Genomic DNA, 24,850 nt, shown 5'->3' with positions numbered 1-24,850 from the left:
AATCTGAGCCAGAATGAGGTTCATTCTGACCCAGATTTAATTTTTCGCAACTCATCAGTCCTTATTGACAAAGAGCCCTAAATCGATACTTGGTGGTCTTCAAATTTTCAGTAAGCAATCACTGTTACTGCTTGTTCAAACTCTTTTTTTAAATGTTGTAACTGGTATTCTTTAAATTCTGGACGATGCGTTCGTAATAATACGCGTAATTTCATTGGATTGTAACGATCAATCAATTGATATTCATCGATAAAATCTCGTGTCAATTGCCATTCGTAATAATAGCCAAACGGCCGACAACTATACGTCGTTCCTTGGAGTACTTTATCCTCAAACCGTCGATGCGTATGCCCAAAGACGACTTGTTGAAGATTATCGTATTGATCGAGTAGTTTTCCAAATGAAGCTGAACCTAAGAACGCATTGAGTTGGTTCCAACGTTCATAAGGCGCGTTTTGGTAAACAATGAATTCTTGTTTTGGAACAAAATGTGTTGATAAGATCACATTCAGTTTCTTTTTGTGTAGCGTATCCAATAATGATCGTGTTGCTTCTACTATTCGATCATTCACTTCTAGATCCGTTCCATCTCGCTCAATCAAGCGGTCATACCAGTACAAACGCTTCATCCGCACGATTTTCTTCACGTCTTTTTCTTCTGAGAATTGGTAATCATACCAACCATTGATGCCTAATAACACAGTTTTTTCATTTAATGGAATATAGCGCTCATTCAAAAAGTGGACGTCTGGAAAATGACTGATCATCGCTTCGCCAGTAACATCGGCTAACTCATGATTGCCAAAATGGAAAGTCGTTGGTAGCCGCTCTGCAAAAAATTCAGCAACTGCGACACAGCGATCGACTTTATTGGCGGTATCCCCAGCCAGATGAAGTCGAGTAATCTTTTTTTGTTGTAAGACTTCCCATAAGAGCATTAATTCAGCTTCGCCAAATTGATTGATGTCCACATGTAAGTCACTGATGATCGCTAAATTTCCCATTCTTTTTCCTTCTAAATCTTAGATAGTTGATGTGACGATTTGGAGGTTATTTTTGATGATTCCTCCTGGTCCTTTCAGTTGTAGACTCTTGTAAGTTGGTTCTACTGCTAACGTCGTCGGATTATCCAAATAAACGAGTGCGCTTTTCTTGATTTTGATTGGTCCCATTTGGGTATCGACTACTTCAGAATATAAGCTTAGATCTGCCGATGTTTCTTTTTCTACAATAATCAGACGAAAAGAAGTATCGATTTGGCAAGTGATCCGGCTATTCGCAAATGGTCCATCTCCGTCTTCTACATCTAGCAATAATTGTTCATTGTCATTCACTTTTCCACGAAGCAGTTCTTCCGCTTCTTTTGATACGATAAATTCCATCTTAATCACCTCAATTTTAGCTTAATGATTTTTGTACGAAGTTGCAACTAACTTGTTTTTGGGTGACCTTCCAACCAAGCTTTTTTAGTAATTCCTTTAAGAACGATTGAAATGATTTCTCCTTTTTCTCGTTTTGCATCAGGAATCACAGCTTCTTCTCTCATTCCTAACTTGTCCATCACTCGTCCCGATTTACTATTTTTCGTATTATGATAAGCAAAGATCCTTACGAGATCCATTTTTTCAAAGCCCAATTTCAGAAGCGCTTTTCCAGCTTCCGGCATGATTCCTTTTCCCCAATACTTTTTATTTAAAGCGTAACCTAATTCAGCCGTATCATCGCCTTCTTGTATCCGCAAATCGATCGTACCAATCATCTTGCGGTTTTCTTTCCATTCAATAGCATATTTTCCAAGCGGTGATGCCATAAAAAAATTCGCAACACTGATTTTTGTATCTTCGATCGACTGATGTCGAGGGAAAACAAAGCGGGTCGTTTCTACATCATGGGCATATTCAAATATATCTTCTACGTCTTCCAATGTGATTGGTCTTAAAATCAGACGTTCCGTTTCTATGACACGATTTTCTGCAAACACTAAGTTTCGATTGATCAATAATTCCATGTGCATCCCCTACCTTTTCCTTTAGTTTAAATTACTGTATCGAAATTCACGGAAAGAAGCAAGACAAAACTTAATATCTCCTTAAAATAACAGATTAAATATTGATAAACGAAAAAACTTAAACAATTGCTGAAAAAGAATAATTATTTGTTCACGATTTATTAACAAATTTTAGCTATTGTTATCTTAACAACTAAACAAGCGCTGGAGGTCTTACTTATGACAGAATATATAAAAAGCATTTACTTTATTGAAGAAACACAGAACATTGAAGGATCTTATATTGAAGTTAAAACACTATTTGTTGATGAAGACAAAGAAAAAGCATTATCGATCTATCACAAATTAGCAAAGAAAAAACCAAACTACTTCGGATTGATTTTAAGTGAGTACAAAATCAAAGCAGAAGATAGTTATTTTTATCAACTTTTGAAACGTTGGTCAAAACTACCCGCTGACTTTTATCGTCAAGTCAAGATCGTCAATTATCAAGCATTAGCCGAAACACACGCTTGATTTTACGCTTTAAGCTTTCTCTAAGGTTCGCCTTGTATCCTTTAGTCAAATCAAAGGAGGCGATCTTATGTTCCGACAATGGCTTGCTCACTTTTTCCATGATCCAACCCCACGAATCGATCCTTATGAAGTCGATAATGAATTTACTCTTACACTAGATTTTCCTAACGATCAAACAATCACCCATTGAATAAGAAATGAACGAGTACTTATCTAGTTGATAGGCACTCGTTCATTTCTTGTGTATTCATTGAAAAATTATTTTAGCGCTTGATTGACGTCTTCAATCATCAAGTTCATTGATTCAAGTCCACCACCACTCAAATACCAAACATCTGGTTGCAATGAAATTACTTGATCATTTTTACCGGCATCTGTTTGTGCCACTAATTCATTGGCAGCTACCTTATCGTTGCTTGTATCTCCACCAATTGCTTTGGTACGATCAATTACAAATAAAATCCCTGGGTTCTTCTCTAAAACATATTCATAAGAAACACTTTGACCATGTGTAGACGCCTCGATTTGATCATCGGCTTGTTTAAAGCCAAATAAATCATGAACTAGTCCGAAACGTGAACCTGAACCATATGCTGAAAGTTGCCCTTCATTCACTAAAGTAACTAAAGCTGTTTGATCAAGCGCGCTGGCTTTCTCTTTTACTTCATCGATTTGTTTCGTTAAATCTGTTAATTTTTCTTCTGCCTCTTTTTCTTTATCAAAAATCTTTGCCAATGTTGTCACATTTTCTTGCATCGATTCCCATGGCTTTTCTGCATCCATTGCTAAATATAGTGTTGGGGCAATTTGGCTCAACTGTTCCTGATAATCACTTTGACGACCGGAAATAATAATCAAATCTGGTTGCATCTCATTGATTTTTTCCAAATCAGGTTCTTTGATTCCCCCAGCAGATTCAACTTCTTGATATTTTTCTAAGTAAGCAGGTAGATTTTTAGTTGCCGCTCCTACGACTTTGTCTCCAACACCTAATGCATCAAGCGTATCTAATGATCCATTGTCGAACACTACAACTTTCTCAGGATTTTGTTGCACTTCCACAGATTCCCCGTTGCTATCTTTGACTGTCAACATTGTATCCGTTGCGACAGTACTTGATGCTGTTGTTTCACTCGTTTGTGCTTCGTTATTTCCACATGCTGTTAATCCTAATGATGCCATGACTAAAAATCCTAAAACTATTTTCTTCATTTTGATGCTCCTTCGTAGTTTTTAGAAATAAAGACAAAATCTGCGTCCTTCGATTTCACAGATTCGAATGTCCATTTCGTATAATTGATCTAGTACTTCTTTTTTGATAATGTCGTTTGTTTTGCCTTGTCTAAATAACTTTCCTTGTTTCATTGCGACGATTTCATCTGCGTAACTCGCTGCAAAATTGATATCATGTAAAACAATGACGATCGTTTTTCCTAATTCTTGTACAAGACGTTTTAAAATTTGCATGATCTGTACCGCAAAATTCATATCGAGATTATTGAGTGGTTCATCCAGCAAAATGTAATCAGTATCTTGCGCAAGGACCATCGCAATATACGCTCGTTGCAATTGTCCCCCAGAAAGCGTGTCGATTGTTTGGTCCTTCAGTTCTTCCAATCCTAGGTGTTGGAGTGATTCTTCGATGATCTGATGGTCTTTCGTTGTCAACTTTCCTTTCGAATAAGGAAAACGCCCGAACGATACAAGCTCTTCGACTGTGATTTTCATACTGACCTCATTGGATTGTTTCAAAATAGCTAGTTTTTTTGCCATCTCTTTGGACTTCCAAGCTTTTACTTCATTGTGATCCAAGTAGATCTCACCTGCATCTTTAGGAATCAAACGACTGATCATAGAAAGAACGGTTGACTTTCCTGCGCCGTTTGGACCGATGAAGGCTGTCAATTGTTGATCCGAGATTTCCAATTGCAAGGCCTCGACGACCGTTTTTCCTTGGTAAGACTTCTCGACACTATTCAAATTGATCATCCCAGTTCCTTCCTTTCTCGAATCAATTTTGTAATAAAGTAAATACCCCCTGTGAACTCTACAACCACACTGACCGTCGTGTTCCACCCAAACACTTGCTCAACGATCAATTGTCCCCCAGTCAAAAACAAGAAAGCAATCAAAAAACTTCCTAATAGTAAAACACCATGACGATACGTTGCAAACAAACGATAGCTGACGTTTGCGACAATAAATCCAAGAAAGGTGATTGGTCCCACCAAAGCAGTGGCTGTTCCTGTCAACAAGCTGACACAACAAAGAATAGAAAATTGAAAACGCTCTGTCTCAATCCCAAGGTTCGTTGCTTGATCCTTCCCTAGATGAAAGACATCCAGAAAATGTCTTTTATAAAAAAGGAACACCCAACAACAGCCAATCAACAATGCAGCAGGTAGGAGGTAGGCAGTCTGGACATTACCGAAACTAGCAAATAACTTCCCTTGCAACAAATCATATTCATTCGGGTCCATCACCACTTGTAAAAACGTACTGATACTATTGAAAAGTGTCCCTAAAATCATCCCCGTCATCAATAATAAGAATAAATTAGGGGCTTCTTTTCGTAATAAAAAGAAAAACAATAACTGGCTTAAGCCAACCATCAATGCCACATTGACTAAGAAAAAGGCTGTACCTGTTTGCTGAAGCATCGTCACACCACCAATCAAGAAAAAGAGGAGGGTTTGAACAAGTACATAGAGGGAATCGAGCCCTAACACAGAAGGTGTCAAAAATTGATTTTGGGTAATCGTTTGGAAACTAACGGTCGCACTGCTCGTCGCGAGTGCCACTAAAATGAACGCCATGATTTTTTTGCTTCGTAAGGCCCATGCAAATGCCCAATTACCATACGTATTGATGGTCAAATAACCAATCGTCACACCAATCACGAGTAGAGACAAAATAAAAAATAGACCAGTGATCTTTTTACCCATGTTTGCGCCCCCTTACTAACAAGTAAAGGAAAATCAAACCACCGATGATCCCTACGATGACGCTGACTGGGATTTCGTAAGGAAAAATCACAAGACGAGCGATCATGTCACAGATAAGCAAAAAGATACTACCAAAAATGGCGGTAATTCCTAACGTTTTATGTACCTGATCCCCATAGAGCTTTGCTGTGATATTTGGAATGATCACTCCTAAGAAAGGAATCGTCCCAACCATGATCAAAGTGATCGCACTGGCCAAAGAAACAAGGCCAATCCCTAGTAGTTGCATGTTGCGATAATTCATCCCTAAATTCACTGCGAACGATTCACCTAAGCCTACGATCGTAAATTGATAGGCAAAAAAAGATAAGATAAGTAATAAAGGAATCGTTACATACAATAATTCATAATTTCCCCGCATGACTGTTGCAAAATTTCCTTGTAGCCATGAAGACATGTTTTGTACTAACTGAAACTGATAGGCGAAAAATGTTGCAGCAGAGCCGATAATATTTCCTAGCATCACGCCGATCAATGGTAACATCAGCTGATTTTTTTGTGGAAAAAATCGTGCAAAAGATAAAAATAAGAGCGTACCTGCAAACGCAAATAAAAATGCAGTTGCTGAACGAATCCACAAAGAAGCATTCGGTAAAAAGAGCATCACCACTAAGATACCCAATCTCGCACTATCCATCGTGCCAGCTGTCGTTGGTGAAACAAATTTATTTTGAGTCAGATGTTGCATGATCAACCCACAAATACTACTCGTTGCCCCTACCAGTACTAAACAAATCGTTCGCGGAAAACGTGTCGCCAACAACAATTGCATACTCTGTCCTTCAAATCGGATAATCTCCATGAATTCCACTCGAGACACGCCAATAAATAGCGAACATATACTTAAAATAACTAAAAAAACCATCAAGCGACCCACGCGCATTTCCCTTTACCTCGCTAACTGAGAATGATTCTCATTCTTATTCTAAGTGAAGCATTGAACAAAAGCAACCGTTTTTTAATGAAATAAGAGCAATCCCTATAAATTTTAGAATACGTGTACGATACAAAAATAAAATTCATTTTTGTTTCTGACCTTAAAAATGTGGGAAGCTATTTCTCAATTTCTGCCTTAATGCTTGGAGCTAAACGACTTTCTCACCACCTGGCTACACGGTGATCCAAAAGCTAACCTTCAACACTAAGCTAGAAAATGACAAAATATGAAAAACTATTTTTCAATTTTCTAGCTTACTGATCAGGTCAAAATGCTTCTGTCACAACCTCTATGTTATAATGACTTAAAACAACAAAGGAGGAAATTGGATGGCATCAGATGAATTGAAAAATCATTTGGACAAAGGAATGTATGGCACGCCCTTGGTCAACCCAGAAGAACAGCATAAATACCTAGGTACCTTTCGTGAACGTTGCTACCTCAGTATGACCGTTGCTGAAATGAATGAGCCGACAAATAAAGAAAAGTTCCTACAAGAACTAGAGAAACGACCAGAAGCATTTATTCTGATAAACGGGACCTTACCCCTGGATATCCAGAATCAATACATCCAATTGGCAACGAAAAATCAAACGAAATTCACGGTTGTAAACGATCATGTTTCCGAAGATCCGCAAAGTATTGGTCTATTGATCGCGGCTAAAGAAGCGGTGAATGAGCCCGTTATTGACGTAGAAGAAAAATATCCAACGAAACAAGAAGAAGAACAACCAAAGAAAAAAAGCTTTTGGGAGCGATTATTCAAATAATTTCTAAAAGATTACTCGATTCTTTGAGTTTCTAATCAAAATTTGTCAGCGTTCGTATGTACCTGTGGCAAAACAAAAAATCATTCACAAACTAGATAAATCTAGTGATGTGGATGATTTTTTTGTTTATCCAGAAAAAATCCTATCTTCTCCATTTTAAATTTAACTTAAAATGAATCATATTTGTTAACGAATCTATAGTAATAAAATTCTCCTATATTATACTTATCATCATTTGCTGAAAAAGATACTATGATTGACGTATAATAGTCAACTTCTATGTCATCTTGAACTAGTTTACCTTCAAAACTTTTGATTTTCATAATTCTTCTCCACTAACAATTATTTCAAAAGATTTAGAAACCGTAGTTACTTTTCTTGAGGTTTATGTAGTTTAAATATCCTCACAAATTTTACTTGTAGCCCTTTTATTCTCTTAATCTTATCAATCTACACTTGCTTCATGCCAGTGTTCATAAATACTTTATACGAGCTGTATCATGGTTTTACTAAATTTGAATTAGTTTCGGTTTTTGACGTTTAACTACTTATTATTAGCGCAAAAAAAACATTCATAAACTAATGGTACCTAATTACGTGAATATTTTTCCTTGTTAATATTCCTATGCAATATCCAACTGAAATTACTATATAATGAGCAAATATTTGAAAGACTTCTGGTGTTTATAAGTTTAATAAATGAAATTTTTTAAGCTACATTGTAATATAACTCTCAGCAATATCAATATCTTTAGTCATATCTAACTCAGGAAATTTCTTATCAAGTTTTCTTAAGACAGCAATAAATCTTTGACTTTGAAGTTTTTCGGATATATCTTCAAAAATTTCACTGATATAATATAAATCATCTTTATCGCATCCATTAAGATAATCTATAGTTTCTTCCTCATTCTTTGTTAAATTTTTTGTCATTTCATCCCAACATTTTTCTATTCCAAAATCATCATTTATATCTAACTCTTTTCTCTTTTTTAAAATATTACCCATTTCTTTATTTAACTTCATGGTTTTCCTCCTAAAAATTTTATGGTTGTCTGGTTGCATCAGGAAATATAGTTGCCGGTTTTCCATCATTTTTTATTACACCCACTCTTACACCATTAAACTCACCAAAAATAGCTTCTCCTTCTTTCGCACCTAAAAAGTTTTTTTGATTTGCAATATATTGACCTGCATTTTCTATATCTTTATTCGTCCAATTTTCACGAAACCAAGATTGATTGCCCCCTGTTCTTTTAGCCTTAACCTTATGGTCTGGTACATTTCCAATTCTAACACCATTAGGATAAATTTTTTCAATGTTGACCTCAAATCCATTTTCCTCTAGAAAAGCTATGTTAGCTTGACCGTGCCCACCACTTTTCATTTTTGATATTTTCCCTGTAGAAGGATTGATAGTAAAATCACCCATATCAGCATGTTTCAAACTTTTTTCTGGAATTTTAACTCTATCACTACTCGATTTATCAATCTTACCATTCTCCACCTGCTTCACACCAGTAGTCGTCAATACTTTGTATGAGGCGTAAGTAAAGCCTAAGACCATTAAGGCTTGACCGAGTTCGGATTCGTTGATCCATGTGTAGCCGTCTTTAACGTATTGCGAGGTAGAGACGATACTGCCTAAGAGTGGGTCTAGTTTTTCGCCAGTTTCATAATTAACACCTTGGCGCCAAGCCGCATTGACTTTCTCTTGGTAAGTATCATACGTCATGAACTGGATCAGTTCAGGGTCTAAGTAGTGACCTACTTTCGTGACATATTGATATAGCTCTGGGTTCACGATGCCGTAGCCTGATTGCTTGTCTTCGATTTTCCAAAAGACACGTGGGTTGCCCTCGCTATCGTGAATAATAAGAGCATAGACATTGTACTTTTCTAGTTCTTTGTTTTTAGTTGGATCGATGCCTTTTTTCTCGTTGTCTGCTTGTTGCCATTTGTCTTGGATCGTGGTTGTCCAGGACAAATCTTTTGGCATAGAGAATGTTTTCGTTTGGCTATTCCAAGCAGTTTTTGTTTGGACAAGTCCTTGATTCACTGCTTGTTCGAGACTTTTGATTTCTGTAAAAAACTGCGCGGAGCTTTGGTTGTAAGCTAAGAGTTTTTGGAGTTTTTCTTCCAGCTTGTGTTTCAAGTCATGATACATTGTGAGTAACAATGTATTTTGATTGAGTTGAAAGCCTTGATGTTCTTCTGGCATATGAGGTGAAAGAAGCAATTGCCTTATTCCCTCGGCTTGAGTGATATATTGATTCATTTGGCGAATCTGTGCTTCTAATTCGGATTGTTTCAAGCTAATGGAGTCGACTTGTTCTATGTACTGTTGTGGAAATCGTTTCGCTGCTTTTTCGACCGCTTCGGAGAGTAAGATTCCTCCTTGCACGAGTGGGTAAAGTACTTGGGAAAAATAGGCTTTCGCAGCGTCGTAGGTTTTCCCTTGGAGATTGGGCGTTTGTAAAGTGAATTGAGTGATGGCTTGTTGGAGATTTTGGTAATCAGTGACTTGTTTTTGGCAGAAGTGGCTGGCACTCGTAGCTTGGGCTAAAGAATCGGACAGGTACATCTCAATACTCATATGTTGTTCTCCTTATATATATTGGTCTATTTACTACTTTCTCTAAAAATTCCTCCTTACATTTTTAAAACGCTTTCACAAAACATTATAACAAACCATTGCTATCTATAAGATGAAAGTTCGATTAGATAGGTGTTGTTACCTAATTTTATCAAGTTTGTCGTACTCCTTTGTCTTTTTTAATCGTAGAGATTGGACGACTCGTCATACCTTTACTCCTAGACTATAAGCAGTGCTCAGTAGTAATTATTTCAAAAAATAAGCAACTTGATCCAAACAGGTAAGCTGTTTTTGGATCAAGTTGCTAAATGTGGCTGAATACTTTTGATACAGCCCTTATTCACGACTTATTTTAGTTCTTTTTTGGTGTGCTGATCACTTCAGGATACAACAGCTCTAAGACATTCATTGTCAGTCTTCTGCCTTGACCAGCAAATGGATAAACGTGCATGTGCATCGCTGGATTGAAGTTCGCTTCGATGATGCCATAGGCTTGGTCATCTGTTTGAGGATCGATATCTTTATCTGGAATAATCAAGTCGATCCCACTGATTTTCGCTCCTAGGGCTTCCACTGCTTGCTGGGCAATTTGTTTATACGCGTCTGAAAATTCATCTGTTACGTCAATTGAATCGCCACCTGTACTGATATTGGAATTTTCGCGTAAATACACGATTTGATCTTTTTCAGGTACAGAATGGATGGTTAGTCCTTGCTCTTTTAACATCAACTGCTCAAGTTCACCTAACTGGATCAATTCCAATGGTGCACGATGGTGACTGCCTCTTAATGGATCTAGGTTTTTTTCAGCGACAAGTTCTTCCACCGTCCGTTTTCCGTCACCCACAACATTGGCAGGAACACGAAGTAAGATCGCTTTTACTTGCCCATCGATCACAAAGAAGCGATATTCTGTTCCAGGCATGAATGCTTCAACTAGTACAGAAGTATCTTCACGAAAAGCGATTGCTAAACCAGCCTGGTAATCTTCTAAAGATGCTCCTTCTTTGAAAATCGTGATCCCTAATCCGTAATTTGTCGATTTAGGTTTAATGACAAAGGATTGTTCTGCAAATCGTGGATACGCGTTCAAAGCCTCTTCGATCGAAGTAAATTCGGCTCCTTCAGGTACGCGGAATCCGGCCTCTTTTAGCACTTTTTTAGTGACTGTTTTATTTTCCATGATCAATGGCACAATGTAGCTGTCTTTACTTGTCATATTGGCATTTTTCACATATTCGATATGCTCTTGATGCTGCAGACGTAAAAATTGATCTGATTCATCTATGACCTTTACTTCGATGCCCTTTTGGATCGCATCAAACATCAGAATCTGTGTCGACAGTTCCATGTCACGAAATCCTGCTAATTGGTACGAACGTTCATGACTTTCTTCTTCATACTGTTTTCCTAAAGTATAAGCAAAGTCATGTTGGCTTGTTTGTTGTGCTTGCTGATAAATCTTGCCTGCCAATGTTTCATGTGGTTCATCCAATTGTGCGATCATGTCATCGATCAATGGTAGGCGTTCGGATTGTCCTAAAGCTACAAGCATCTCTTTCATTCCTTGAAGAAGTAGCATTCCTTCATCATAAAAAGCAGTTTGATCCATAGGGTTTTCTAACGACACGTGTTCATTTCGCTGCTCGCCTTCTTCGACCCATGCATCGACTGCTACGTCATGTTCCATCCATAGCATATACATTAAGAACGATTGTAAAAACTGAACTTGTGCTTGACTGATCCCTACACGTGCGTAAGGATTTAAATCAATATTTCTCAGTTCAATATAGCGAATACCTGATTTTGCTAAATCAGCTACACGTTTTCCACCACGAAAACGGATTGGTGCATAGAATTCCTTTTCTTCGGATAACTTGCCTTCTTCCACCATTTTTTCAATATCGGTTAAATATTGTTGCATTGACGCATAGGATACTTTGACATTCGGATGGTTCGTATAACCATAGGAACTATTACGAATACTGCGTACCGGTTCTGCTGGTGCTGGCTTGCCGACAAAATAGTGGTCTTCACTTAGAGGTGACGCCCCAAACAAATAAGTGATCAACCAACGATAACGCAAGAAGTTCTGTGCTGTTTTAAAATATAATTCTGTTTTAAATGCTGCAAAGTCGGTAAACTCTGTTTGTTGTACAAACAAGGATTGTAAAAGATCATCACCAAACTCAAAGTTGAAATGGATGCCGCTGACCATTTGCTTGCGTTTGCCATATTCCTTTGCTAAATAACGACGATACAAGACATCTTCAAAATTAGAAAGCTTCGCAATCATGATCTCTTCGTCTTTTTCAGGTAAAGCCGGAGGCATGCTTAAAGGCCAGATCATTTCATCATCTGCCATTGATCGTGAAGCAACGTCGTAGATTGCTTCCAAGTATTTAAAAAGTTCGTTGATAGAATCCGTGACCGGAGTAATCAATTCGACTTGAGTTTCACTGAAATCAGTCTGGATATATGGATGATACGTACGATCTCCAAAAATCTCAGGATGATCGGTTGTTGCCAACTTTCCAGAGAAGTTCACACGTTGCCCTTCACGTTCAACCCCAAAACGGGCTTGACTAATGAATGGTAGTGAACGAGGATGCAGTAATAATTCTTTATAGTTCATGGTTAAATGTCCTCCAATTCATATGTTTCATTATAGTAAAAACCGCCAAGAAAAAGAATGAAATTGTTTGAAAATGAGAAAAAAGGGGTGTTTTTTTAAAAAAACAGCTGATATTGTAGGAAAATGACTCCAAACTGAACAATAAGATAGCACATAGCCTGACAGGACAGTCAAAAAAATCGCTGGTTCATTTTTGGTTTATACTCGAAATATTGTTCCTTGAATATCGCTAGTCCATTGGAAGGAGAAAAAAGAGCCTGAAACAAACGGAACCTCTTCAAAAATAAAGGGAAAACCACGGAAATTCAAAGAACGATTCCCGTGGCTTCTTTTTTATTTCTTGAAGTTGAACACCTTTGTTACAAGCTCTTTAGATGAACTTATGCTCATATACTGTTTATTCTTCTTTCAATAAGCCTTTAAATAGACCGATGACAAAATCATTTGGATCAAAAGCTTCTAAATCATCGATGCCTTCACCCAAACCAACAAGTTTGACCGGCAGGTGCAATTCATTACGAATGGCTAAGACGATTCCACCTTTAGCTGTACCGTCTAATTTTGTTAAAACTAGCCCTGTTACATCAGAGGTTTCTTTGAACTGTTTCGCTTGGACCATGGCATTTTGTCCTGTCGTCGCATCTAACACAAGTAAGATCTCATGTGGTGCTTCTGGTAATTCTCGTTGGATCACACGTTTGATCTTCTCTAGTTCGTTCATCAAATTGACTTTGTTTTGCAGACGTCCAGCTGTATCAACAAGTAAAATATCTGCTTGTTGTTCTTTGGCTTTTTCGATGGCATCGTAAACGACTGCCGCAGGATCACCACCAGCTTTGCCTCGAACCACTTCAACTTCTGCACGTTCTCCCCAAACAACTAACTGATCGATCGCACCCGCACGGAAGGTATCTGCTGCGGCTAACAATACCTTTTTGCCTTCCGTTTTGTATTGATGTGCTAATTTACCGATACTCGTCGTCTTTCCTACACCATTGACACCAACAAAGAGGATCACTGTCAATCCTTCTTCTTGGAGGTTCAATGTATTGACTTCATCGATGCCTTCTTGCTCATAAAGCTCAACTAATTTTTCGATGATCGCATTTTGGATCTCAGCTGGTTTCTTGGCATTTCTTAGCTTCACTTCTTGGCGTAACGCTTCAGTGATCTTGATGGCTGTTTCAAAGCCGACATCTGCACCGATCAATGTTTCTTCCAATTCTTCGAAGAAATCTTCATCGACCGTACGGAAATTCGCAAACAGTTCATTCATTCGTTCACCGAACGTTTTACGGGTCTTTTCTAGACCCTTATCATATTTCTCTTGTACTTCTACTTCTTCTGGTGCTTCTTCACCAGTAAAGGCTCGTTTGATCTTATCAAAAAATCCCATAGTATACCTCCTTTACACTAAAACAAATTGTTGGATCGCTTTTGCTACCCCATGTTCGATGTTACTTGCCGTGACATGATCAGCGGCTTCTTTGACAAAAGGCACCGCATTTTCCATGGCTACACCAAGTCCTGCGTATTCGATCATCGGTAGATCATTTTCCTCATCTCCGATTGCCATGATCTCACTACGTTCAAGTCCTAAATCTTTTGCTAATAAAGAAATACCATATGCCTTAGTGACACCTTTTGGCATAAATTCTAATAAAACATTGCGTGTTTTGATAATCTCATACGACTCATAATAAGCGCTTGGAATCTCCTTGATTTTTGCATCTAGTTCGTCTTGCTCATAGGCAATGACTGCTTTGTTCAACACAAACTCATCTGTAATATCAGCTAGTACTGCTGGTTGGAATTGCAATAAGTTGTTTAATACATTGTACATCGATTGCTTTTGAGGCGCACTAGGTAATTGCAAGACGACATTATCTGATAAGACGTCTAACGGTAAGTCTAGTTCTTGTGCCAACGCATAAAGACGATGGATATCAGACACAGACATCGCTTTTTTCTCGATGATTTCACCAGTATCATTTTTCTGGACTAAGCCACCGTTGAAGGTAATGCTATAATCGCCTTCTTCGACTAAACCTAATTCTTGTAAATAGTGAGCCATCGCTGCTAACGGACGCCCCGTGCATAAAACGATTTTTACCCCTTGTGCTTTTGCTTGAGCCAAAGCTTGTTTATTCTCAGATGAGATTTTCTTTTCTTCGTTCAATAGTGTTCCGTCTAAATCGATAGCGATTAATTTGATCATTTCGTCCCCTACACTTTCGTTTCACTCATTCTTCCTTCTTCATTGATGTCTTCCATACGGACAGAGACGATTTTTGAAACCCCAGACTCTTGCATGGTCACACCGTATAAGACATTCGCAGCAACCATCGTCCCTTTACGATGCGTCACCACAATAAACTGTATATCGTCTTGGAACTCGCTGAGATAGCGACCAAAGCGTTTGACATTGGCTTCATCTAGCGCAGCTTCGACCTCATCAAGGATACAAAACGGTACAGGGCAGACACGAATAATCGAAAAGAGCAACGCAATAGCAGTCAATGCACGTTCTCCTCCTGAAAGTAAACTTAAACTTTGTAGTTTTTTACCTGGAGGCTGAACTTCGATTTCAATCCCTGTCTGCAACAAATCAGTCGGATCAGTCAACACAAGCTCTGCGCGACCGCCACCAAACATGTTTGGGAAAACGATTTTGAATTCTTGGCGGATTGCTTCAAAAACTTCTTTGAAACGAGTCCGTACCTCATCGTCCATTTCATCCATTGTTTCAAATAATTGATCCTTAGCCGATAATAAGTCATCCCGTTGCGCAGCCAAAAAGGTATGACGTTCATTCACTTGCTCATACTGCTCAATGGCGTTCAGATTTACTGGGCCTAAACGATCGATTTGTTGTTTCAACGAAGCAACTTCTACCCGGCTGTTCGCTACATCCGTTGTTTCTTCATAAGATTCACAGGCTTTTTCATAATTCATCTGATACTCCGTTTGAAGATAATTCAAATGATTATCCAAAATCATTTCCGCACGATTCTTTTGGACCTCTAACTGTGACTGCTCTGTCAAAAGTTCTTTTTGTTTACGGTTTTCAGCTAATAGGTCGGCATCCAACGCATCGATGGTCGTTTGCATTTCTTCACGTGACTGTTTGGCGTCTTCTAGAGAAGCTTTTAAGCGATCTCTTTCTGTCGCTAAATCAGCGATTCGTTGATCTAAGCTTTCTTCTGTCAGTTCGTGATCAGAGAAGTCCGCAGTCAATGCATGCAGTTGTTGTTCTAGTCCTTCTTGTTTGGCTAATGCCTCATTTTTTTGTACGCGTGCGCCACGTAGTTGGATCTGTAAGTGATTGTATTGCTCTTTCAATACGGCTAATGAGGCTTGCTCCTGTGCTTGTTTTTCCTGGATCTGCGCGCGACGTTCTTCCATCTTGTCACTTTCTTGACTCAATGAACTGATTTCCGCATCGATCTCTTGGCGTTGTACTTCTAGTTCTTGCTGTTTTGCCAAAAGCTCTGCCTGTTGTTTTTGGTAATTCTCCATGAATTGTTGCAGTTCACGCGTTTCATAACTTGAGATTTGCTGTTCTTTTTCAAAACGAGTGAGTTCGTTGGCCACATTTTGTCGTTGATTTGCTACTTCTTGTTCTTCAAAGCGTAACTGTTCTCCTTGTGTCCGCAGAAGTTCTTGTTCTTCTGCCAAAACCGTGACTTCTTGTTGCAATGCTTGGACTTTCTTTTCTTGACTTTGCAATTCCTGATCGGCTTGTTGAAACTCACTAGTCAATTGTTTTAATTCTTGATTTTGTGCAAACAAACTTCCTTGATTGCCTCGCTTCGTCGCCCCACCAGTCATTGAACCACCGGCATTCATGACATCACCTTCTAGTGAGACCACACGATACTGGTAACGAATCTGCTGGGCAATGGCATTGGCACTTGCTAAGTCTTTTGCTAATAGAATCGTCCCTAATAGATTGTGAACGATTGTCTGGATCTGTTCGGGATAAGTCACTTGTTCGCTAGCGATTCCGATAAACCCGTCAACTGTTTGCGCTTGTGCAAAAATATGTGCAGGTAATTGGCGAGGTTTGATTGTCGTTAATGGTAGAAACGTTGCTCGTCCGCCTTTTTGTTGTTTCAGATAAGTGATCGCTTGACGTGCATCGCCTTCATTTTCAACAATGACATGTTGCGCTGAACCACCCAAAGCTGTTTCGATTGCCAATGTATAATCAGCTGGAACATCGATCAATTCAGCAACCGCTCCAACGATACCTGAAAGACGTTGTTTTTGTTGCAAGATCAAACGTACACCTTGATAGAAGCCAAAGTAATTTTCTTGGATTTCTTGTAAACTTTTCTGACGTGCCCGCAATTGTTGGACTTGGTTCATCAGTTGATACATTTTAGGCTGTTCTTTTGCCAAGCGCTCTTGTGCTTGTTTTCCTTTTGTTTGCACAAGTTCAAGTGACGCTTTGACCTCATTCAAAGCTTGTTGTAGCTTTTCATGTCGCTCTGTCAACTCGATTTGCTTAGCGGACATTTCCGCAACATTCGCTTCCACTTCCGATTGTTTGGCTAGTGTTTGCTGACTTTTAGATGTCTCTTGGACATATTGACGCTCCAAGTACTTCAATTCATTGCCGACAGTTGCTTGTTCTTGCATTAAATCGACATACTGATCGCGCAATTCTGCCAACAATTCTTTTGTTGATTTTTGGTATTTCTCCAATTCTTGTTGCGTACTCATCAGTGCTTTTTCAGCCTGTTGGATCTCTGCTTCTTTTTGACTAACTTCTTGTGTCAAAGTCGCTTGTAATTCTTCAAAATGAGCCACTTTTTCTTGCACTTCAGTTAAAGAAGCTTGGTATTCTTTTGAGCTCTTTTGGGTATGCTTCGTTCGCTCAAGTAATACTTCTTTTTGTCCTTCTGTTTGCTTTAATTTTTCTGACAACGCTAATAACGTTTGTTGATTTTTTTCGATCATACGGTCGGCCTGGTTATTTTGTTTACGTTTGTCGGCTAATAACTGTTCCTTTGTTTGGATCTGTGTCGTTAAGGACGTTAGTGATTGGTTGAACTGATCTAATTGTATTTGTCGTTCATCCCACTCTTTTTTTGCCGCTTTGATTTCAGCAATCATCAAAGAGATATCTGTGTTAGTCAATGTTTCTTTTAATCGTAAAAACTCCTTCGCAGCCTCACTCTGGGCGGCCAAAGGAGTTAATTGCTCTTCAAGTTCATAGATGATATCTTGGACACGGCTTAGATTATCCTCTGTTTCAAAAAGCTTTTGCTCCGCCTTTTTCTTGCGCTGTTTGTATTTCAAGACTCCAGCTGCTTCTTCAAAAATCCCTCGTCGGTCTTCTGGCTTACTACTAAAAATCGCTTCGACTTTTCCTTGAGAGATGATCGAAAATGATTCTTTCCCTAAGCCAGAATCCATAAATAATTCTTGGATGTCTTTCAAACGGCAAGGTTGTTTATTGATGAAAAAGTCGCTTTCACCTGTTCGACGGTAACGACGTGTCACACTGATCTCACTATACTCTAGTGGCAAGTAATGATCAGAGTTGTCTAATACGACGGTTACTTCAGCGACATTCAATTGTTTACGGGAATCAGAACCGGCAAAAATAATATCCGGCATTTTCCCACCACGAAGGCTTTTCGCAGACTGTTCTCCTAGTACCCAACGGATGGCCTCGGTAATATTACTTTTCCCGCTACCGTTTGGTCCAACGACCGCTGTGACACTATTTTCAAACTCAATGATTGTTTTATCTGCAAATGATTTAAAGCCGGCTATTTCAATGCGTTTTAAATACACGAAGTCTTTCCCTCACTTACTTAGTGCTGCTAAAGCATTCTCAGCAGCAGCTTGTTCTGCTAGTTTTTTCGATTTTCCTTGTCCAGTTCCAATCAACCGATCATCAACGTATACTTCGATCCAAAAAATACGTTCGTGTGCTGGACCTTCTTCATTGATCAAACGATATTCGATCAACACGTCTCCTGCTTTTTGCAATACTTCTTGTAATCTTGTTTTATGATCCATCTCATGGGAAAAAGCACCGGCACGTACCTTCGGAAAAATCACCGTTTCAATAAACGCATGTGCTGCGTCAAATCCTTGATCAAGGTATAACGCTCCTAAAAAGGCTTCAAACAGATCACAAAGAAGCGCTGGACGGGTTCGTCCGCCTGAGTTCTCCTCACCTTTTCCTAACAGGATGTACTGGTCAAAACGACATTCCTTGGCAAATTTGGACAAACTATCTTCACGCACGATAGCTGCACGAGTTTTGGTCAATTTTCCTTCTGGGATATCTGGATACAAACGATACAGATATTCAGAAACCATTAACTCTAATACAGCATCTCCTAAAAACTCAAGACGTTCGTTGTCGGATAGTTGCAAATTGCGATGCTCATTCACATAGGATGAATGGGTAAAAGCTTGTTCAAGTAAGTTTAAATCGTGAAAAACGATGCTATACTTTTCTTTCAATTCTTTTGTTAGCTGATTGTCCATTTCCCACATTCCTTTATGGCTATTTTTTCAATACTTCCTTATTATACTGGTTTTTTATAAAATATGAAATGGTTGAGACAAAAGGTATGAAAAGCTTTATAAACCATGTTGGAGATTCTCTTTCATAAAAATATATTAAAACTTGTAATATTCCTAAATCCAGATCATTACTCATTAAAGAACAAAAAAGCACTTTTCAAAAAACAGAAAAATGCCTTTTTAAAGTTATATTAATTGTAGTTGGAATCAGCGATTATTCAGTCAGTATGATTTATCATACGTATATTTAAACAATGTCCTCGGATTTTAATAGGAGTACTTCCATTACAATATAAGCAATGAACATATCTTGCTCTTTTCATTTCTATGTAATCTTAAAAAATAAGCAACAACATCAGATTTTATAGGTATGGAAGTATATCTGATCTGATTAATGCATCTTGTTAAGTAGACAAACTAATTTATGTATTATCGTTCAAAATCGTTCTTTCAATATCCAAAAAATTTTCTGCCTCTTCTTCGTATCCAAGCAACCTTAGCATCTCAATAGTTATCGAGCCATCAAATTCAAAATCCCCAACGACAGACTGATACAATCGGAAAAAAAATTTCCAATATATTCTTCCTTTTAAATAATCTGAGTCCTTTGTTTCATCATACAAAATTCCTAACAAATCCAAAATCCTATCATAATTTTTTTCGGAAAATTCTAAAATGATAGAGTTTATAATAAATTTTATTAATGCGTGTTGATATTTAGGTATACCTTTAAATTTCCTAAACTGATTGAGCACATCCTTATATTGAAATAATCGGTATTCCTTTTTAAAGACTCCTAAACAATTAGTATACATTGCTAATTCAAAATATCCCCACTCCTCTATCCTACTCAAATAATCCAAAATTTTTTTTGATTCATTTTCATCTATCTTACCAAGTTGATAATTTGGCAATTTTTCAGCGACTGCTTTTATTTGAACAATTAGATACAGAAAAAAAACGTCTTTACTTTTTTTATATTCTTCTTGTAAGTTATCTAAATACTCTTTTGCATGATACTCAGAAATAATTGCACTCCTAAAATTTTTTCGTAGGTGCTCTTTTTTACTTAATTGATAGTTATAATACTCCAAATAGTAGTCATCTATTTGAATATTCATTCTTTCCAAGTATTGCCAAATGGTATCTATGTCAATTCTAGCGGTATCATTTTCAAACCGCTGTAATGTGCTTATCGAATGTACCCCTGCGCTCAACTCTCTTCGTGTTATTTTTCTATCGGTTCTTAATTTTTTAATCAATTCCCCATGTTCCATATAAAATCACCAAATTTTCTACTTATTTTTGACTAACTTTGGTGCAAACTATCAAATAATCTTATTGTATAACTAAGATACATTATAACATTTCGTAATACACTAAATAATAATACAGTAAAGAACTAATCTATAACAACTATAATTATCTTTATTTGGCAATCGCATATCTTAATAAATAAGGAATCAACCTAATCCAAATGAGGAATATTACTTGAGAAAACATCAATAAAAAGAACAAAGGTTCATAAAGTTTTCCTATAACAATCGGAAGATAAAAACTTTAAATCTACTAACAAAAGGAGGGAAAACGATTTCATTTATAATGATATTATTTGGTTGGGAAGTTGTCAATCCGTAGCAGATCAATAGAAAATATTTTCAAAAATTTGTTAGTACCATAAAAAAATATATAGTGAAAGGTCAAATAATATGAACATAAATAAATTAAAAATGCTATTAACTACCTCTATGGCGATTGTAACCTTAGCAACACCGTTAGTTCCTTCACTAAGTTCTGTTGTTTACGCATCAGATAGTGAGAATCAAAAAGTGACGCAAGTTAACAATTTTGAAGATAAGACAATTGCTGAATTAATGAACGAAGCACAATTAAGATATTCAAGTTCGATTTTGCCCAATACAATAGCATCAACTCAAAATACCATTGCTACAGATTTTGAACAGAAAGTAATGAATATGACAGTCAAAGATGTAAAGAATCACATGGATGAATTGATGGAAGAGTTTGATGGTGCTAGTTATGGGTCTCGTGCAGTAGCAGGCGTAGGTGGCAAACTGCAAAATGGTGGCTGGAATATGTACTATAATACTAGCACTGGTAAAACGTCTGTGTATAATTTCTATGATCGACTTGTCATGGGAACTGGAGGCAACTTATTGTACACGGTCATATTAGACACTCTTGCTACTACATGCGGAATCACAGTTGCTGGTGCAGTGATTATCGCTATTTGTAATTTAATTGCAGGTGAATTGGTTAGAAAAACGGCAAGCGCCCGTGGTCTGGTATCTAGTCACGGAAATACCGGAACCGTTCGAGTGACACTAACTGACGAACTATGGTCGTCAAAATACAACGCAAGTTGGTGATTACAATAAATATTTATATTTTTTTAGTTGTTTTTGTTGGTTTACTAAAAATCATTACACAGTTAAATGAAATAATTGGTTTACTACGATCAAAAAGTAAAGCAGATATTGAGTTGAATGAGTCGGAAAAAGCAACTAAAGAAACGGAATAATCTTTTATGCATAACCTTAAAGAATAAGTAAAGTATGAAACAAAATACTTAAGCGACGATCTCATCTCTTTTCTATCGGAGTGAGATCGTCGTATTTTATTGTGAGTACTCGTAAAAATTATTGATCACAACATCTTGTTTATCAGTAGGTTCATATCAACTTGCCCACCTAGTTGTTCTGCCAAATCTAAATCATGGGTGACTAAGACAATCGTCACTCCTTGCTCATTCAATTCTTTCAATGCTTCGATCACAAGTTGCCGATTCCCTTTATCCAAAGAGGCAGTGGGCTCATCTGCAAAAACGATTTTAGGGGTTTGCAAAAACAAGCGAGCTAGAGCTACTCGTTGTTGCTCACCACCGCTTAAACGAAATACTTTTTGGTGCAATGAGTCTTCCATTTGGAACTTGCGGAGCGCAGCAATCATTTTTTCCTCTTTTTTTACTACTAACTGTAAATTTTGCTTGACCGTTTCATTATCGATCAATGCAAAGTTCTGAAATAAAAATCCTGCATACTCACGAAAGAAACGTTTTTTACTTTTACGGTGAAGAATTTGATTGTCTATCCATATTTCACCAGAATCAATTGGCTCCAGTTGTCCTAAGCAGTTCAGTAACGTCGTTTTCCCTACACCACTACTTCCCGTGATCACAGTTATTGAACCAGTCTCTACATGTAAAGATACGTTCTCGAAAATCACTTTTCCTTTATACTTTTTAGTGATTTCTTTGGCTTCAATCATATTTGATCACCTCCAGACGTTTTCTTTTTTCTGATAAATACGTAGTGAATAAAAGGATACATAATTCAAATAATAGTAATAGAATCAAAATCTGCCACCAAGCATGGTTGATGAGTAGCAAGATCAACGCAACAACAGTAGAAATGCCTAATATTATTTCATAATATCTGTGATGCCTCTGTAGCAGAGTCCAACCAGCAATATATTTGAGGAACAGTTTTTTCTTATTCATTTCCACATACAGTAAACTCAAATAGACTTGAATAAAAACAAAGCCCATAAGGATCAAGATCAAAATACTAAGGGTTGTATAATAATCACGTCTCACCCCCATAAGAGATTGATTGATACTATCTTTTACAGCAATCAAGCCATAAAAATCATGTTCCATATGATTTTCTTTAATAAATTCTTGGACAAGTTGAGGGTCTCGAAACAAGTAAGTCCCATTTGAAATATCCTGTATCCATATTTCGATATTTGGTTGGATCAATGGCAATGACATGGAAACGATAATTGGATTGGAAGAAAAAGTTTTTTCATAGGGTTGGAAGTTATAGTTAAAAAGGACTTGGTTTGCTTGAGTATAAAGAATTTTTAACTCGCCTTCGTATGCTTTCGTTTCGTACTCAAAAGAATTTTGATAAAAATCAAGTTCAGCCTCGGCTTCTGGAATGATCATTTCTGTATACATTCGCTTATTTTCAGGAATAAGAAGATAGAAAAAAGAATCATCTAATGAGTCAATCAATTGACCATCCGCATCCTTGATAGCCAATTCTTGTACGGCATGATGGTTACTTAACCAAAAAGCGTCATTTTGAATATAATTTAGTGTCGGACTACTATGACCAAGTTCATTGTCCCTTAGAAAAATTCCACCTGACTGTTCTGATTTTTCCAACAAGGGAAGCAACCGTGAATTGATTGGCGCTTGTGCTTTCTTTCGCACGTCTTTACTTTCTGCCGGGTTTACAAGTAGATTGGTGTCTCTACTAAATGCCAAGTGATAATAGTCAGGAACTCTTGTCCATTGGGAGAGCTGCTGTTCAAGTTCACGCGTCTCCATTACTTTAATTGATAACGTACTGGCTTGCACCGTAACAAACGTGAAGATGATGATCTTTAATAAAAGGTTCAAACTAAATAATAATCGGTAAGGTTTCCTTCCTTTTATCTTATCTGAAATCGTACCGAACGAAAAAATAATCCCACTCGTAAATAATTGAAGAACCCAAATCATTAAATGACCCCAGAAAAAAATCGGTCGATAAAGAAACTGTAATTGTGGAAACCACCAAGAAAAAGCAACCATCAAGAGAGTAAAAATCACACTATCAATGAAACTATCCTTGACGGACACTATCAGCCAACGATGTCCTAACATCTCAATCACACCAATTTTCTTGCGAAGGGAAGCTTTATAAAACAGTAAAGCTAAAATCACAAAGAAAAATAGAATAAAGAAGAGTTGTCCAATACTCATTAATAAACCCGCCGTCAATAACTGAAACCATTTTATCTCTTCAATCTCCAATTTGATTCCTTGATCATGAAAATCAGCGATCATTCCAGATGGAGGGGCTTCTGTTACAATATAAGTCCCCAACACATCTTGATGCTTCATCTCTGTGTAATCATAAAAATAGGTGGCAACATCCGATTTTATAGGTGGAAAAGAGTATTCCGAACGTTCCACCTTGTCAAAGGTATAAATTTCCTTTGTCGTCTCACCAGAAGCGCCAATTCTAAAAACCAGTTTATGTATAGCAATTTCATGTTTTTTTGCATAAGCAGAAATTTTTTGATTGATTTCCTCAATCGTTCCACTCGCTTCTTCAATTACAATGCCCGAATGAGCATTTGGGATAGCACTCTTGATTCCTTCATTTCCGATAAAAGAAATGGCATAAAGGAAACTTAACACTGTAACTATAAATAACCCTCGATAGATTTTTTTCATAATGAAAGAAAAAAGCACCTAAAACATGTTTTCAAATATTCAAATACCCGAACTGTATTTGAGATATCACTGAAGAGATTGTTGACTTCTAGCAACAACCTGACCGTAGCAGTAATCTCTATATAGCTCGGGTAATACTGTATAAAAATTTTGTCTTAGGTTCTTAAATCTCTATGCCCACCACCATCCAGAGGTATTTCCCGTAAATGCACGTGGATCTTCTGCTCTTACTTCTACTCTAGGTCCTCCTGTGACATTAACAGTTTTTGTTCCCTTCGCCTGAACTGTGACTCTTCTACTAGATGGCGTAAATTCTCCCCATACTGTACCAAATCCAGGAATACCGGTTACTCCGCCATAAAATGTATCCATTGTGATTTTCGGCTGAATCATTACTGCTTGTTCTTGCACAATATCCATATCAAATATATTTGCATAGTTTGATATGATCAAAGGTTCATTCATTTCTGACGCACTTACTTGATCGGTTGAGACAAATACTCCTATAGCAGCAACAGTTCCAATAACACTAACAACTAATTTTTTGTTTTTCATAAAATTCTCCTTTGTACGTTTTATT

The 24,850-nt window shown here is 37.5% G+C and carries 22 protein-coding genes; 4 read left to right on the top strand and 18 right to left on the bottom strand.

The window, feature by feature from the left end; all coding sequences use genetic code 11:
- Window positions 1–107: 107 nt before the first annotated feature.
- Genes I2F89_RS06210 through I2F89_RS06200 form a run of 3 tightly spaced genes read right to left on the bottom strand, consistent with a single transcriptional unit; the run spans window position 108 to window position 2,008 of the window.
- Complete coding sequence (locus I2F89_RS06210; protein ID WP_195513811.1) at window positions 108–1,004, bottom strand: metallophosphoesterase; 897 nt, start codon at window positions 1,002–1,004, stop codon at window positions 108–110.
- Window positions 1,005–1,022: 18 nt separating this feature from the next.
- Complete coding sequence (locus tag I2F89_RS06205) at window positions 1,023–1,382, bottom strand: iron-sulfur cluster biosynthesis family protein (RefSeq protein WP_010734414.1); 360 nt, start codon at window positions 1,380–1,382, stop codon at window positions 1,023–1,025.
- 47 nt (window positions 1,383–1,429) lie between these two features.
- Window positions 1,430–2,008, bottom strand: a complete 579-nt coding sequence (locus I2F89_RS06200; protein ID WP_010734415.1) for a GNAT family N-acetyltransferase — start codon at window positions 2,006–2,008, stop codon at window positions 1,430–1,432.
- 219 nt (window positions 2,009–2,227) lie between these two features.
- Here I2F89_RS06200 and I2F89_RS06195 point away from each other — a divergent pair, with 219 nt between their 5' ends.
- Complete coding sequence (locus tag I2F89_RS06195; protein WP_010734416.1) at window positions 2,228–2,524, top strand: hypothetical protein; 297 nt, start codon at window positions 2,228–2,230, stop codon at window positions 2,522–2,524.
- A 67-nt stretch (window positions 2,525–2,591) separates the two neighbouring features.
- On the top strand, window positions 2,592–2,714 hold the full coding sequence (locus tag I2F89_RS15615) for a hypothetical protein (protein ID WP_254905451.1): 123 nt from the start codon (window positions 2,592–2,594) through the stop codon (window positions 2,712–2,714).
- A gap of 68 nt (window positions 2,715–2,782) precedes the next feature.
- Here I2F89_RS15615 and I2F89_RS06190 read toward each other — a convergent pair whose 3' ends face one another.
- Genes I2F89_RS06190 through I2F89_RS06175 form a run of 4 tightly spaced genes read right to left on the bottom strand, consistent with a single transcriptional unit; the run spans window position 2,783 to window position 6,412 of the window.
- A complete protein-coding gene (locus I2F89_RS06190; RefSeq protein ID WP_195513809.1) occupies window positions 2,783–3,736 on the bottom strand; it encodes a siderophore ABC transporter substrate-binding protein in 954 nt (317 codons plus the stop codon).
- A gap of 21 nt (window positions 3,737–3,757) precedes the next feature.
- Window positions 3,758–4,513 carry an ABC transporter ATP-binding protein gene (locus tag I2F89_RS06185; RefSeq protein ID WP_074800032.1) on the bottom strand — a complete coding sequence of 252 codons (756 nt, stop codon included), beginning with the start codon at window positions 4,511–4,513 and terminating at the stop codon, window positions 3,758–3,760.
- Complete coding sequence (locus I2F89_RS06180; protein WP_010734420.1) at window positions 4,510–5,469, bottom strand: iron chelate uptake ABC transporter family permease subunit; 960 nt, start codon at window positions 5,467–5,469, stop codon at window positions 4,510–4,512. Before I2F89_RS06180 ends, I2F89_RS06185 begins: the two co-directional genes overlap by 4 nt.
- Window positions 5,462–6,412, bottom strand: a complete 951-nt coding sequence (locus I2F89_RS06175; RefSeq protein WP_071868049.1) for an ABC transporter permease — start codon at window positions 6,410–6,412, stop codon at window positions 5,462–5,464. Before I2F89_RS06175 ends, I2F89_RS06180 begins: the two co-directional genes overlap by 8 nt.
- A 383-nt stretch (window positions 6,413–6,795) precedes the next feature.
- On the opposite strand from I2F89_RS06175, the gene I2F89_RS06170 reads away from it, so the two are divergent.
- Window positions 6,796–7,236 carry a YueI family protein gene (locus I2F89_RS06170; RefSeq protein ID WP_086335307.1) on the top strand — a complete coding sequence of 147 codons (441 nt, stop codon included), beginning with the start codon at window positions 6,796–6,798 and terminating at the stop codon, window positions 7,234–7,236.
- 714 nt (window positions 7,237–7,950) lie between these two features.
- Here the strand turns inward: I2F89_RS06170 and I2F89_RS06165 are convergent.
- The 8 genes from I2F89_RS06165 to I2F89_RS06130 all read right to left on the bottom strand — a co-directional run bounded on the left by I2F89_RS06165 (window position 7,951) and on the right by I2F89_RS06130 (window position 20,296).
- Window positions 7,951–8,262, bottom strand: a complete 312-nt coding sequence (locus tag I2F89_RS06165) for a hypothetical protein (protein ID WP_086335306.1) — start codon at window positions 8,260–8,262, stop codon at window positions 7,951–7,953.
- Window positions 8,263–8,281: 19 nt separating this feature from the next.
- Window positions 8,282–9,832: an EndoU domain-containing protein gene (locus tag I2F89_RS06160; RefSeq protein WP_195513807.1), complete on the bottom strand. Its 1,551-nt coding sequence runs from the start codon at window positions 9,830–9,832 to the stop codon at window positions 8,282–8,284.
- 352 nt (window positions 9,833–10,184) lie between these two features.
- Complete coding sequence (gene gshAB, locus I2F89_RS06155; RefSeq protein WP_115357098.1) at window positions 10,185–12,467, bottom strand: bifunctional glutamate--cysteine ligase GshA/glutathione synthetase GshB; 2,283 nt, start codon at window positions 12,465–12,467, stop codon at window positions 10,185–10,187.
- A gap of 397 nt (window positions 12,468–12,864) precedes the next feature.
- Window positions 12,865–13,863 carry a signal recognition particle-docking protein FtsY gene (gene ftsY / locus I2F89_RS06150; RefSeq protein WP_010734424.1) on the bottom strand — a complete coding sequence of 333 codons (999 nt, stop codon included), beginning with the start codon at window positions 13,861–13,863 and terminating at the stop codon, window positions 12,865–12,867.
- Between the two features lie 12 nt (window positions 13,864–13,875).
- Complete coding sequence (locus I2F89_RS06145) at window positions 13,876–14,685, bottom strand: Cof-type HAD-IIB family hydrolase (protein WP_195513805.1); 810 nt, start codon at window positions 14,683–14,685, stop codon at window positions 13,876–13,878.
- Between the two features lie 8 nt (window positions 14,686–14,693).
- Entirely contained in the window at window positions 14,694–18,275 is a 3,582-nt protein-coding gene (smc, locus tag I2F89_RS06140) for a chromosome segregation protein SMC (protein WP_195513803.1), read from the bottom strand.
- A gap of 12 nt (window positions 18,276–18,287) precedes the next feature.
- Window positions 18,288–18,980, bottom strand: a complete 693-nt coding sequence (gene rnc, locus I2F89_RS06135; protein WP_010734427.1) for a ribonuclease III — start codon at window positions 18,978–18,980, stop codon at window positions 18,288–18,290.
- A 461-nt stretch (window positions 18,981–19,441) separates the two neighbouring features.
- The gene (locus I2F89_RS06130; RefSeq protein ID WP_195513794.1) at window positions 19,442–20,296 is read right to left on the bottom strand and encodes a helix-turn-helix domain-containing protein; all 855 of its coding nucleotides are present in this window, start codon (window positions 20,294–20,296) and stop codon (window positions 19,442–19,444) included.
- 432 nt (window positions 20,297–20,728) lie between these two features.
- Here I2F89_RS06130 and I2F89_RS06125 point away from each other — a divergent pair, with 432 nt between their 5' ends.
- A complete protein-coding gene (locus I2F89_RS06125) occupies window positions 20,729–21,409 on the top strand; it encodes a hypothetical protein (protein WP_195513783.1) in 681 nt (226 codons plus the stop codon).
- 277 nt (window positions 21,410–21,686) lie between these two features.
- Here the strand turns inward: I2F89_RS06125 and I2F89_RS06115 are convergent, their stop codons facing one another.
- The 3 genes from I2F89_RS06115 to I2F89_RS06105 form a co-directional block, all read right to left on the bottom strand.
- A complete protein-coding gene (locus tag I2F89_RS06115; RefSeq protein WP_074800016.1) occupies window positions 21,687–22,307 on the bottom strand; it encodes an ATP-binding cassette domain-containing protein in 621 nt (206 codons plus the stop codon).
- Window positions 22,300–24,270, bottom strand: a complete 1,971-nt coding sequence (locus I2F89_RS06110) for a DUF1430 domain-containing protein (RefSeq protein ID WP_195513779.1) — start codon at window positions 24,268–24,270, stop codon at window positions 22,300–22,302. Before I2F89_RS06110 ends, I2F89_RS06115 begins: the two co-directional genes overlap by 8 nt.
- Before the next feature lie 171 nt (window positions 24,271–24,441).
- Complete coding sequence (locus I2F89_RS06105) at window positions 24,442–24,825, bottom strand: hypothetical protein (protein WP_195513777.1); 384 nt, start codon at window positions 24,823–24,825, stop codon at window positions 24,442–24,444.
- Window positions 24,826–24,850: the final 25 nt, after the last annotated feature.

It is taken from the genome of Enterococcus sp. 1001283B150225_161107_E12, assembly GCF_015556925.1.
GTDB classification, from domain to species: domain Bacteria; phylum Bacillota; class Bacilli; order Lactobacillales; family Enterococcaceae; genus Enterococcus_B; species Enterococcus_B mundtii.
This window is presented reverse-complemented; position numbering and strand designations above follow the sequence as displayed.

Coding starts and splice junctions, on each gene's coding strand:
- I2F89_RS06210 (WP_195513811.1), bottom strand. CDS start 1,004: ATGGGAAATTTAGCGATCATCAGTGACTTACATGTGGACATCAATCAA.
- I2F89_RS06205 (WP_010734414.1), bottom strand. CDS start 1,382: ATGGAATTTATCGTATCAAAAGAAGCGGAAGAACTGCTTCGTGGAAAA.
- I2F89_RS06200 (WP_010734415.1), bottom strand. CDS start 2,008: ATGGAATTATTGATCAATCGAAACTTAGTGTTTGCAGAAAATCGTGTC.
- I2F89_RS06195 (WP_010734416.1), top strand. CDS start 2,228: ATGACAGAATATATAAAAAGCATTTACTTTATTGAAGAAACACAGAAC.
- I2F89_RS15615 (WP_254905451.1), top strand. CDS start 2,592: ATGTTCCGACAATGGCTTGCTCACTTTTTCCATGATCCAACCCCACGA.
- I2F89_RS06190 (WP_195513809.1), bottom strand. CDS start 3,736: ATGAAGAAAATAGTTTTAGGATTTTTAGTCATGGCATCATTAGGATTA.
- I2F89_RS06185 (WP_074800032.1), bottom strand. CDS start 4,513: ATGATCAATTTGAATAGTGTCGAGAAGTCTTACCAAGGAAAAACGGTC.
- I2F89_RS06180 (WP_010734420.1), bottom strand. CDS start 5,469: ATGGGTAAAAAGATCACTGGTCTATTTTTTATTTTGTCTCTACTCGTG.
- I2F89_RS06175 (WP_071868049.1), bottom strand. CDS start 6,412: ATGCGCGTGGGTCGCTTGATGGTTTTTTTAGTTATTTTAAGTATATGT.
- I2F89_RS06170 (WP_086335307.1), top strand. CDS start 6,796: ATGGCATCAGATGAATTGAAAAATCATTTGGACAAAGGAATGTATGGC.
- I2F89_RS06165 (WP_086335306.1), bottom strand. CDS start 8,262: ATGAAGTTAAATAAAGAAATGGGTAATATTTTAAAAAAGAGAAAAGAG.
- I2F89_RS06160 (WP_195513807.1), bottom strand. CDS start 9,832: ATGAGTATTGAGATGTACCTGTCCGATTCTTTAGCCCAAGCTACGAGT.
- gshAB (WP_115357098.1), bottom strand. CDS start 12,467: ATGAACTATAAAGAATTATTACTGCATCCTCGTTCACTACCATTCATT.
- ftsY (WP_010734424.1), bottom strand. CDS start 13,863: ATGGGATTTTTTGATAAGATCAAACGAGCCTTTACTGGTGAAGAAGCA.
- I2F89_RS06145 (WP_195513805.1), bottom strand. CDS start 14,685: ATGATCAAATTAATCGCTATCGATTTAGACGGAACACTATTGAACGAA.
- rnc (WP_010734427.1), bottom strand. CDS start 18,980: ATGGACAATCAGCTAACAAAAGAATTGAAAGAAAAGTATAGCATCGTT.
- I2F89_RS06130 (WP_195513794.1), bottom strand. CDS start 20,296: ATGGAACATGGGGAATTGATTAAAAAATTAAGAACCGATAGAAAAATA.
- I2F89_RS06125 (WP_195513783.1), top strand. CDS start 20,729: ATGAACATAAATAAATTAAAAATGCTATTAACTACCTCTATGGCGATT.
- I2F89_RS06115 (WP_074800016.1), bottom strand. CDS start 22,307: ATGATTGAAGCCAAAGAAATCACTAAAAAGTATAAAGGAAAAGTGATT.
- I2F89_RS06110 (WP_195513779.1), bottom strand. CDS start 24,270: ATGAAAAAAATCTATCGAGGGTTATTTATAGTTACAGTGTTAAGTTTC.
- I2F89_RS06105 (WP_195513777.1), bottom strand. CDS start 24,825: ATGAAAAACAAAAAATTAGTTGTTAGTGTTATTGGAACTGTTGCTGCT.